The sequence below is a fragment of the Sulfurovum sp. genome (assembly GCF_049668085.1).
GTDB lineage: Bacteria > Campylobacterota > Campylobacteria > Campylobacterales > Sulfurovaceae > Sulfurovum.
This window is the reverse complement of sequence record NZ_JBATIY010000050.1, coordinates 1-11,311: the sequence shown is the minus strand read 5'-3', so window position 1 is coordinate 11,311 and position 11,311 is coordinate 1. Positions and strand designations below refer to the sequence as shown.

The following is an 11,311-nucleotide window of genomic DNA, read 5'->3' as shown; positions in this document are numbered from 1 at the left end:
GACATATTATTGCACGTATTGCGCTATTGGAAAATTATCGGACAGAGGCAGGGAAAAAAGGTTCTTTTGGTACAGGAACTGCCTTAGCAGCGTGGTCATCAACTTCTTTCCTAAAAGAGAAAAGAGGATTTGAGTTTTTACCGCTTAATGTACCGGAGGACAAAGGTAAAGAAGGCTACCGTACTGCATTAAGGATGTTACCCAGAGAAATTGCTTCAGATATGAAAAATGGTGGACTGAGCTTTGGATATTATGCGCTTTATCATATGAAAAACGATGATATCATCAATGGAGTTGAAGGAAAAGCGTCTTACGTTGCTATTTCAAATCAGACTGATTTTATACGTGGAGATCTAAGTGTCTATAAAGAGTATGATGATTTCCTGAAGATAGGAGTGGGTGCAAGTTTCTTTGGAAATATGGAAGGGTCCTTCTACCAGAGCGACAGTGCCTATGGGTTGAACACTTATGTTGATTTAATGGATATATTTAGAGTGACTTATGTGCGAAGAGATGGAAGTCAATATAGTAAAGATCATTTCTACTTTGGTTTTGAAAACATTCCAAGTCTTATTTATTGGTTGAGCCGATAAATAAGGAGAGAGTGATAATGCACTACTGCCCATAGTTTTATTTCAAAAACTGTAAAGTGTATGTATTTAGATATTTAAGGGATATAAAATTCACAAAGGAATTTACCCTTATCTTCAAACTGGATAGGTACTATCCTCAAGTAGATAGGGTAAGAAGGCTACTAGAAAATTCCGTTAGAGAAAGAAAATCCGATTGATGCTTTCGTCACATCTACATTATAATCGATCAAACTCTCTCCATACCCGTTAAAGAGTTTCATATATATAAAGGTATTAGGCGAATTAAATAGTGGGTATGAGTAATTCAATTCTATTGCACCTTTGTTATCATCAAAGTCGAAATTATTTCTCAGCAAGAGACCAATTTGATGTTTTTTATAGAGATAGTCAATTTTGATATCTCCATACCCAAGGTAATCAATAATATCAGGATTATCATCTCCATCACTTTGCGCTTGTATATCTGCAACATCATAAGCAGGGTCTTGTTCATAATACCAGTCTGGTTTTCTATCTTCTTCTAGACGATACCAGACACGCGCTGCTAAAAATAGATTATCCCATTGCCATAATCCTGTTGCATAGAGACGGTTCCATGATCTAGAGCGGTATCCCTCTTGTCCATTGGATTCATGTATAAAACCGAGTTTTACCGCTTTAAGTCCGATAGAATCATCTAAACTTTGTGAACTCGGTATGGCCATAAAAATTTCAGGTAGATAATTGGTCTCTCTGAATGGTCCTGACTCATCATAAAGCTGCCACCATACTTTTTGCGTATATGCAAGAGTAATAAATTCATTCCATCCAAAAAGATCATAGGTTAACTGCTTTTTTAAACTCAGTTGAAATGCTACTTCAGCATTTTGTCCATATGTGTCATAAGGAGCAGGAAGATTACTACCATAAAGTGAAGAAACTCGATTTGGTTTGTCTTTAGAATAAGAAAATGGTAAAAGATAGTTAGCCTTATAAGGTTGAAGACCAAAAAAATCACCATCTAAAAGTGAAGTCAAAAGTGATTTTGTTTCCGGTGTGTCTGTATCCATCTTAGCCAAGGCAAATTCAGCTCCCGCTTTCATATTCTCCATATAGCTAAGCTTTACATCTACGCTAGTGGGAGATGACTCATCTTTATTTACAGCTTTTTCTGGGCGTTTAGTAGCGTATTTAGAAGCCGCTGATTTATACCAATATAAAGATTTTTCGTGATTAACACGTGTTCCATGACCATACTCATACATCTCTGCTAAACGATACTGCGCTGCTTTATTATCATTTTTGGCTTCTTCAACTATAATTGGAAAAGCTTTATCATACACCCCATCATCATAATACTTTATACCTTCTGCATATTTACTTGCCAAAAGCCCTACAGTAAGACCAAATACTACAATTACAATTTTATACATTTTACTACTCCTTATTCTTTTATATCTTGAATATTATTTTCACTATGCACACGAATATCGATTGGTTTACTCGTATCAAAATGTACATCACGTTGAGGAAAGGCAATAGAAATACCTGATTCATTGAACTTGCGATTAATGGCTTGATGCAGATCTGTAATGACACCTATACGGTTCTCTACAGAAGAAATAAAAGCCCGCAGAGTGAGCTTAAGTGAATTATCATCAAAACTCGTGAAGATCACAGATGCTTCGGGTGATTCAATTACATTATCATTTTCATGGGCAGCGTCCATCAAAAGTTCCATCGCTTTGGATACATCACTCCCATAAGCAATACCCACTGGAATCACTATTCTGACAATCGGATCAGTTAATGTCCAGTTTAGAAGTTCCTGAGTGATGAACGCCTTGTTGGGGACCAGCAGTTCCTGTCGGTCCCAGTTGGTAATAGTCGTGGCACGGATCTGTATACGTGTCACTATACCTGTAGTAGTACCTACCGTTACAGTATCTCCCACCCTGATAGGTCTTTCAAACAAGATGATCAGACCGCTGATAAAGTTGGCCACGATCTCCTGTAATCCAAAACCTATACCTACACTAAGTGCAGCAGCAAGCCATTGGATCTGAGACCACTGGGCACCTATAATATTGAAAAAAAGCAGAGCTCCAATAGCAACGATCACATAGCGAAATAGTGTTGTAGCCGTGTAGCGTCCACCGACTGTAGTATCTTCGCGCTGCAACAATACAAACTCTAGCAAAGCTGGCAATCCTCGTGATGAAATAGTAGTAACAATGATCACGATGATAGCAAGTATAAAATCTCCCAGCGTAACTGCTGTCATTGTTTTCACCCCATCGACCATCACTTCAGTACTCCAAAGCGACATGTCGTTCAAGAAATTAAAGGCAGGCAGAAGAGGTGACCATATAAACCATAAACCCACTGCTCCACCGGAGAGAAGCATGGTATGGAGCAACTTCCGGCTTCTTATACTCAAGTCAACGAGATCAACCTCTGGTTCATCAAACTCTAAAATATGTTCATTTTTATCTGAATCATTTTCCTCGTTTTTTTCCATCGCTTCTTTAGCTAATCTCGCTTCTTCTCGACGTGCTAAAATGGCTTGAACTTCCAGTCGACGGTTCACTAAGAGAAGCCAACGTGCGAGTAGTTCTCGAATAAGTATAAGAGCATAGATTACCCAAATCGTAAAGAACAAGACATACATTAATACGCTGGCTGTATGTATGTAGCCAAGAAGTACCAGTATTACTATGAGGATTATCAACGCAATAAAAAACTTTTCCCAGACGAATCGTAGACGTACCATAAGATGATCATCATTTTCTTCAAAATATTTTTTGAGTATACCACCAGCAGGTGTGAACGTTCGGAAGAGGAAAAGTCCTATAGCACCACTGACACATAATATACCAAGAAAAGTGAATGCACCACTAAGTCCGATACTCTCATGGGTAATGCTATAAAAAACGATAAACAAAGCCGGAAGCATTAATACCATCAACAATTTTAACTCACTATGCAGTTTGGCGGCAATCTTCGCAGACCAACGAAAATGCTTGACAACAACTCCCTTAGGAATAGCCAAATCAGTGAAAAATAAGATATAAAAAATATAGGGCGAAACACGTATTAAAGCTGCGGACACGGCATTTGAGAATTCAGTAGGTTCAGGAAGCAATGAGAGCTGCCAACCAGTTATCATAAATAAAAGTGTCAAAGGCAGTGAAGCCAATGCTGTCAAGACAAGTGCTTGAACAGTATATCCAAAATGATCGGTACGGATACTCCTTATTTTTTCATTTGTCGCTACTACAGCACCCAAGAAGTACCCTCTCATAAAGAGAAGAACGAGAAGCAAAATGAATAAAAAACTCACAGAGAATGTAGATTTAAACTGTTCTGCCAAAATGTTAGCAACATGGATCCAATTGGATGAAGAGAGTAGCTCCTCGAGTTCTTCCGGCAGGCTTTTAAACAAAGAAAGACTAACCGGTTTTGTACTACGGATCCACAGAAGGTTTTCAGCCAGAAAATCATTGTAGGCTTTCACCACATCCATGAGTTTCCGTAAAGAGCTATCAAGTTCTCCCAATGCACGAGAATAAGAGGATTCCAGCTCAATAACCTGATTTAGAAGTGCTTGACGGATCAGTGCAAGATCTTTAAGTTCTGCACGAATTGAATCAGCCTCATTTTGAGGTATATTCTCCATGTAGCCTGTCAGATAGGTATCAATGTCACGCAGATGCTTATGTTCCTCTGCATACTGTATTTGATCTAATCCTAAGCTGGAAATACGTTTTTTTAATCGGCTTATCTCACTTTTTATAACAGAAATACTAGGTAGTGTCTGTTTTTGCTTGATCAGGACCTCACCCAGTTCCTGGTTAATTCCGGCGATCTCAAGTTTTTGATTGATCCTGCTTAGATTTTCTCCAATTCGTTTAGCACTTTCACGATTATTACTCTCTTTGGCCAAGACATCCTCGAGATCGAGGGTACTTATTTTGAGCTTCTCACCCAGTGCAACATTCTCCTCTGCAAGCTTACGTACCAAAAGATGTTTATCCTTCAACTCTTCTTTTGTAGTCTCAACTTGCTGCTGTACAAGTTTAGCTTCTGCAAGCCGGCGTTTATTGAGCAGATCATCCATTAATCGAACTCTTGTCGTAACATTTCTGACTTTACTCTCTGCAACATCCTGTTTTAACTTAAGCACCTTCATTCGGCCCTGATGACTCAAAAGTTCCTGATCCAGCATTTTGATTTCAGAACTTAGCACAAATGTCTGTGTCTCTCGCACCCACTCTTCTGCCTGTGTCATTAAAGCTACGTTACCTTCTAATGGTGATGGTTTAGAGGGTGTAATAGTGGCATCGAGTCGTCTCTTTAGCTCAATCAATCGCTCTCTGGCAATAGTAGGCCTTGTACTCTGAATCTCAATTTGATTGTTAAGATCAGATAACTTTGCTTCGACAGCAGACAGGTCAGCCTTTTCTTTTTCTTGTTGCTGTACGAGTTCCGGCAGTGTTATCTCATCCAAAGCTTTCAAAGTATTTTCAGGTGAGATTTTTTCTCGCTTCTTGAGGATATTACGCAATTTCTCCATTTCTTCAGGTGTAGTTTTTCGGGCTTTCCTGAAGGATTCAGTATCTGCTACATAAGATTGTGCATTCTCGATATTTGCCAATGCTAGATTATAAAGTTCTGTAAGCTTTTTCTTGTCTTCATCAGTGAGATCTATAGTCTCAACTTTCGTTATCTGATTTTTTAGAACTTCCGGACTCACAGTAGATATTGCTTGACTGCTCTTTTCTTCTGCTTCAGCCCCAAATGACCATTGCGCACCAAGTAGAAAAAGCATTCCTGTTATCAATATGATTCGTAAAAAACTCTGCACACTATCCCTCTTCATATCCATTCCCTATATATACAATTTTTTGTATCTCAATTCGTCACAATCTTATTTCTTAAGGTGCTCCAAAAGAAATGCCCTGAGTTTCGCAAAGCCATTTGTGATTCCAAAAAGGCAATCACTTTAAGATAGTCACCGTACGAATTAGTATAAATATATTCCAAAGGATAGCATAAAAACAACAACTATTACTATCGGAAAACGCCCGATAAATATTACTAATTCTACTTATTCTACTTATTCTTTTGTTTATTCGATTTGTTTTGCTTATTTGGTTTAGTTTGCTTATTTGGTTTACTCTGTTTATTTTGCTTATTGGGTTTATTGTAATTTTTATCTCTTTTTGAGTCTTTCTTTTGTGCCTTATGGTAGTTCTTATTAGATTTATGGCGATTTTTGTATTCTTTATCACTTCGGTAATAACCATAATTTCCTGATTTTGCCGGATAACGATGTCCCTTATAATATCTGTGTCCTTGATTATAATAATGTCCGTCTCCTAATCTTTTCCCATTGTAAATGTAATATCCATCACGATAATCTCCACCATAATAATATCTGCCACCATAATAATAATATGGTTTATCATAATAACGAGGAGAATCATATACTCCCAACACTGATCCTGCCAACACTCCAACAGCTACGCCAGCAGCAAAATCTTTTTCACTGGCAACACAGTTGTTAAAAAGTAATGCTGAAGAGAGTGCAGCTATAGCACCTATTGATTTTAATTTGTTTCTTACCATTTTTTGATTCCTTTTAATTGATATGTATTTTGTACCATACAAATGTATGATAATCGTTTACTAAGTTCATCAACATTTACTTAGGAAACAAAAACTGGATCTGTGCTCTCATTTGCCATTCTGCCCCGAAATTATCTGGTGTCTCTACATTATAATATGCAGACAGTTGTGCATTCACAGGCTGGTTTCCGATTTTGAATACTCTACCAACACCACCACCCAATGGTACAGTCCATTTGTTGTCACTGTCTGCTTCCCAGTTAGCTGTATTGATCGGTGCAGTGATCAAGTACCATCCGCCATCAAGGTTATAGTTTACAAAATACTGCAAAGTAAAGAGATTGATATCATTATCTCCTGATCCCGAGACTGACCAGATATTACTGGCAAGTGCACCAATGGTCCAATTATCGATCACAGTGAGTGCAACCCCGGAAATTCCAAGACCCCACTTGTCAGCGCCTAACATACTATCGGTAGCTGTCGGAAAAAGAAACATTGGTCCAGCACCCCAAACGATCTTACCTGGTTCTTTTGGTGAAAGAAAAGTAGTAAGTGATGTATCTCCCAATCCAAAGGTTCTATCTTGTCCCGGGAACAGAGCCGGTTGTGAAACGAGAGGGAAGATCGTTCGGGTGATAAGGTTCCAGTCATCATTGAGCTCGAAGGGTATTACAGGCTGAATGTTCATTGTATTTTTAGTCTTATTATCCGGACCTATATTGAAATCCGTATTGTTCTGAAAAGGAAGAGAGATCATGCTGGCTACCGGGTTTTGGGCGGCTTTTCGTAATTCGTCGGTACTTTCCTGTTTCGGTGTACTCTCTGCTATTTCTTCAACAATTTCTTCTACGACGCTCTCTGCCGCTAACGCATCGCATGATAGTCCACAGAGTAGCAGGGTTGCCAATAGTGGATTGGTTGTTCTTCTTGTTTTCATTGTGTTTTCCTTTATTTTTTATATTATACTCTTTAGCATTATGCGCTGTCTATCCATTTTCCGAAAATTTTATGCTCGAAGACAAACCTTATGAAATTAATATGCTATAAGGTCTCCTGACTAAGCGTAGCCCCATGAGAAACGTGTCCCCTGAAGGCTTCCCAAATGCCTAGAAACGCATCTGCAGAGATGTTCCCAGAATCGTTGCTCTATCTATAGGGAGAGCCGAATCAACCACCTGCGCATCGAGTGTCAGATGAACGGCCGGAGTAAGTTCAACGTTATAGAACAACTCCCAAGCCGTGGATGAATCTTCGATTCCGATAAAGTCAAGGAAACGCCCTTTATTTATACTGTTATAGCTGTAAGCGATACCCATCGCGTCATTATCTCGACTCCGGATGAGTCCCTTGGCATTGATACCTACACTGAAGTAAAAGTCAGCAGGATTGGTATCTTTATCAGCAGTTTGAATGCGGGAAAAAATACCCACACCCTGTAAGTCTTGCCGTCCGTCGGCTGTATCAATAGCTTGACTTGCATCACCTTCAACCCATAGGTATTGCCACATATCAGCAGAAAAGAACCAAGTATTATCTTTGGTGGAGGGTACTAACTGACCATCTTCAATGTTCATACGACCGTTAATTTCATTAAATTCATTGTCCCAGCCGTATCCTGGCATGAGGGTAAAACCTCCGGGAAGATCAGAAATCTTGTATTTGTACTCCAGAGTCATTAACGCTGTCAATTCATCATTTAACATATCAAATCCAGAATGGTTAGATGTGTCACTACTGGTACCTACAATACTGGTAATGGTTAAATTTGGACTGGGCATGTAGACAGCAGCCACAGCTAACATACTGTATGGGACTACAAGTGCCGGAGAGGTAGGCATACTTAGATTCATGTTCCACCACTGTGACCGTCCCCTGCCGCCTGCAAATTCGTTCGTTGACCCAAACATATCCATTTTTCCTATGCTCAAAGCAAATGTATTGCTTAAAAATTGTGTATAGGTGATCATAGGTAGCCAGAGAGTAACATCCTCATCTAGTTCGGTAGTCGTAGGATGTGCTGCATCTGTATTGACCGGGATCAGGGCACCGCTAGTGCCATTGAGTGAGCTTCCATAACGAGATACTGCACGCATCTGGAGCAAACCGCCCGGAATCAGACCCATCCGATCAAAATCAACATTAATGTTCCAGTCTATGGTTCCGCCATATTCAGAGCCTGTATCAAGCCCACCATCCGTAACACCTTGAAAATACTGATTATAATCGATATCGAAGCTAAATCCCTTCGCTGCCCAATCAGAACGGCTACCTCCCAAGTCACCCAAAAGATGGGAACGTTCGGTCAAACTACCACTATAATCAATCAGTGGCAGGAGGCCACTGGGTTTTACCTCAATTGTTTCTGCCGGCTCTACGGGTACAATCTCACCGCCTGCATAAGTGAAATGACTTAATGCCAGTATAGAGATAAGTGACAAAGTAGTTTTTTTCATAATATATTCCTTTTTATTTGGTTATTTTTCTTTAGTGAGAGCCAATGCATCACTCTCAAATTTACAATCATTAGGAGATTTTACACCTTTTTTATAAAGAAAAGCAAGCTCTTTTTTAGCCGCTTCCAGATCAGATAAGAATTGAGGATCTGAATGGAGTTTTGCGACAACAGAAGCACCGACAAAACGTCCTTCTACTACATCACTGTGCCAATGCACATTACAGATGATCCGGCTTTCACCAAAAGCTCTACCTCTTGCCAATATCGTATCAGCATGTTCTGGTACTATTTCAGCAAGGATCAACGCCCAAGCCCAACCTATAGCTGTATGACCTGAGGGGTGTGAGCCATCATTTTCTAATGCTTCTCTCTCATCAGGTGTACAGATAGGTTTTCTGTTGAGCATAAAAGGTCTGACACGCTGATAATAATTTTTTGCTGTATAGGTTGCTAGTCCTGCATCGGCCACTGTACGCCGCAGTAGCAGATAAAGATGTGGTGTCTGCTCTTCATTGACAGGTACACCTAAAGCACAGGAAAATATTTGTGCTGCATTTGGAAAACTTAGATCAGCATCTTTTGAAGCCATTTCCCATCGTGGTGTTCCCTGCAATGCAAGATACTTTTCACTGATAGCATTATCAAGTTTCTGAGCAGCACTACCTTGTATAGGTGCTATAGGGATCAAGTTGAGGGAATTTGGAAGCGTTTTAGTATCCAAATACCCCTGTAAAATACCTGGTTTCACCTCTGGTATTTTGGACGTTAAACTGTTGTCTTTCGCACACAGAAAAACTGTACTTATCAATAGTACTGATGCAATATTTTTGTAAATCATTTTCAGCCTTTTATTTAATCTTTTGACACTTTTACAAGTGCTGGAGCTGTCCATTTACCTTCAAGTGCCTCTGTTTTTGGACCATAAAGTCTCAAGACGGCATAAAAAGGTCCATCTGGAGCAGGTAACCAGTTTGATTCTAGATCTTTACCTGGAGACTCTTTTTGCACATAAAAAGTTAAAGAGCCATCTTTATTAAGTACAAATTGATCCATCATAGGAGAATTAAGAAGGTACCTGTTCAGAGGGTTATCTATAAGCAGTTGCGTTTTGCCATCATACATAGTAAGTGACCAAAATGCTGTCACTGGTGGAAACGCTCCTTTTTTAAATGTCATGGTATAGTTGTTTTTTGAGGCATCCAATGGAGTACCCTCTGCATCTGCCAAATAGGTAGGATAGATAGCTTCCTCTCCTGAGTTTCCATAGATACCCATCTGTGCAGCAACTGCACGAATCATAAACAGGTCATCTAATTTATAGTTATCTTTTGCACTTTTATTTAAAAATGCTCTTGTACCAAATACTTTTGCACTTGCTAATGGATCGCGAGACTCTTTCGCTCCAAACTCTTTTATAGCTGCAAGACCCTCTTGAGCACCTTCTTCTAAAGCTTTTTGAATCTCTGGAGAGAGTTTTTTGATGTCAAAGTTACCTTTACCATCCAATCCGATTTTTGCAAATCTTTTCATAAGAGTTTGCTCTTCATCTGGCGTTTTGACAAGGGTTAACATAAAGTCCAAATAAGCAAAGAACTGAGCGTTAAACTCATCCCCATCTTTCCATTTTGGAAAATCAATAGCTGCTGGGGCAGAGGGAGCTTTTGTTCCAAGATAGCTATGTAGTGGCTCAACCTTGTAGGCATCTTGAATCTTTTTAAGATTCTCTATATCACTTGGGTTAAAGAGTTGCGTACGGTGTATACTGAACAGCAATTGTGTCTCAAAAGGGATGACTTTTGTAATACCTTTTGGTACTTCTCCCTTCCATTCAGGTCCTGCCAGGAGGTATTTACCAGGAACATTTCCAGTCGCTACCGTAGAGATATAAGCGGCATTGTGTGTATAGAGGTCAATGAGCTGCACTTCATAAAACCTCTTTTCTTCTATCTCTGGAATGGTGAATACCACTGGCTCAACTCTCATATCTACCCATGTCATACAGTAGGGCGTATCTGAATTTGGAGTAATAATAGCCTTGTCTTCAGGCGTATATACTCTAGCCACACATGCTAATTTGTTAAAATCACCTTTATACTCAGGTGATTTTTTATCAACAGCATAACTGTACATCGTTTTGTAGTTGAGTACTAAAGGAAAGCCGTAAATATAAGCCTCTTTAGCAATTTGTGTAGCCTCTTTGGCACTAAGTATTTGTTCTGATGCAAAGCTAGATGAGATTATCATCAAGCCAGCCAATGCAATTAAATAGATCTTTTTCATTTTTTATCCTTTTGTTTTTATTTAGATTAAAGTTTTTAATTATCAATTTATTTTAGTTTTATTGCTTTTTATTAATTGGATAATTAATTCTTTACTCCTTAAAGTGTTCTCTCTTCGTTTTTCGGTTCTACTTCATCTTCTTAACGGCCGGGGGCACCCAATCAAAGTTTAGTGCTTCTGACTTGGCATTATACAACCGTAAACACAGATAAAATGGTTCGTTAGGCGCTGGAAGCCAATTGCTTTCAAGTTTCTTTCCGGGGCTGTCATGTTGAATATAGATTGTTAGACTTCCATCTTTGTTCCGTTTCATGTCGTCATACGTCCCTATTGAATAGCGGTCGATAGGATTCTTGATTAAAAATCCATC

General features: G+C 39.2%; 9 protein-coding genes. 1 reads left to right on the top strand and 8 read right to left on the bottom strand.

Annotation, left to right across the window (positions count from 1 at the left end):
* On the top strand, positions 1-593 hold a 593-nt coding region (locus WBM70_RS03365), incomplete at its 5' end, for a hypothetical protein (protein WP_424557096.1).
* Between the two features lie 161 nt (positions 594-754).
* Here the strand turns inward: WBM70_RS03365 and WBM70_RS03360 are convergent.
* The 8 genes from WBM70_RS03360 to WBM70_RS03325 form a co-directional block, all read right to left on the bottom strand.
* Positions 755-2,005, bottom strand: coding sequence for a phospholipase A (locus WBM70_RS03360; RefSeq protein ID WP_424557095.1), 1,251 nt, complete (start codon positions 2,003-2,005; stop codon positions 755-757).
* Positions 2,006-2,016: 11 nt separating this feature from the next.
* Complete coding sequence (locus WBM70_RS03355) at positions 2,017-5,454, bottom strand: mechanosensitive ion channel domain-containing protein (RefSeq protein ID WP_424557094.1); 3,438 nt, start codon at positions 5,452-5,454, stop codon at positions 2,017-2,019.
* A gap of 233 nt (positions 5,455-5,687) precedes the next feature.
* Positions 5,688-6,203, bottom strand: coding sequence for a hypothetical protein (locus tag WBM70_RS03350; protein WP_424557093.1), 516 nt, complete (start codon positions 6,201-6,203; stop codon positions 5,688-5,690).
* 76 nt (positions 6,204-6,279) lie between these two features.
* Positions 6,280-7,143 carry a transporter gene (locus tag WBM70_RS03345; protein WP_424557092.1) on the bottom strand — a complete coding sequence of 288 codons (864 nt, stop codon included), beginning with the start codon at positions 7,141-7,143 and terminating at the stop codon, positions 6,280-6,282.
* A 169-nt stretch (positions 7,144-7,312) separates the two neighbouring features.
* Positions 7,313-8,659 (bottom strand): carbohydrate porin, encoded by a 1,347-nt coding sequence (locus tag WBM70_RS03340; protein ID WP_424557091.1) that lies wholly within the window; start codon positions 8,657-8,659, stop codon positions 7,313-7,315.
* 21 nt (positions 8,660-8,680) lie between these two features.
* A complete protein-coding gene (locus WBM70_RS03335; RefSeq protein ID WP_424557090.1) occupies positions 8,681-9,499 on the bottom strand; it encodes an acid phosphatase in 819 nt (272 codons plus the stop codon).
* Between the two features lie 14 nt (positions 9,500-9,513).
* Positions 9,514-10,941 (bottom strand): DUF1254 domain-containing protein, encoded by a 1,428-nt coding sequence (locus WBM70_RS03330; protein WP_424557089.1) that lies wholly within the window; start codon positions 10,939-10,941, stop codon positions 9,514-9,516.
* 127 nt (positions 10,942-11,068) lie between these two features.
* The coding region (locus WBM70_RS03325; protein ID WP_424557088.1) for a DUF1214 domain-containing protein at positions 11,069-11,311 on the bottom strand (243 nt) is incomplete at its 5' end.

Excerpts from the sequence above, each read along its gene's own strand:
- WBM70_RS03360 (WP_424557095.1), bottom strand. The coding sequence starts at position 2,005 with ATGTATAAAATTGTAATTGTAGTATTTGGTCTTACTGTAGGGCTTTTG.
- WBM70_RS03355 (WP_424557094.1), bottom strand. The coding sequence starts at position 5,454 with ATGAAGAGGGATAGTGTGCAGAGTTTTTTACGAATCATATTGATAACA.
- WBM70_RS03350 (WP_424557093.1), bottom strand. The coding sequence starts at position 6,203 with ATGGTAAGAAACAAATTAAAATCAATAGGTGCTATAGCTGCACTCTCT.
- WBM70_RS03345 (WP_424557092.1), bottom strand. The coding sequence starts at position 7,143 with ATGAAAACAAGAAGAACAACCAATCCACTATTGGCAACCCTGCTACTC.
- WBM70_RS03340 (WP_424557091.1), bottom strand. The coding sequence starts at position 8,659 with ATGAAAAAAACTACTTTGTCACTTATCTCTATACTGGCATTAAGTCAT.
- WBM70_RS03335 (WP_424557090.1), bottom strand. The coding sequence starts at position 9,499 with ATGATTTACAAAAATATTGCATCAGTACTATTGATAAGTACAGTTTTT.
- WBM70_RS03330 (WP_424557089.1), bottom strand. The coding sequence starts at position 10,941 with ATGAAAAAGATCTATTTAATTGCATTGGCTGGCTTGATGATAATCTCA.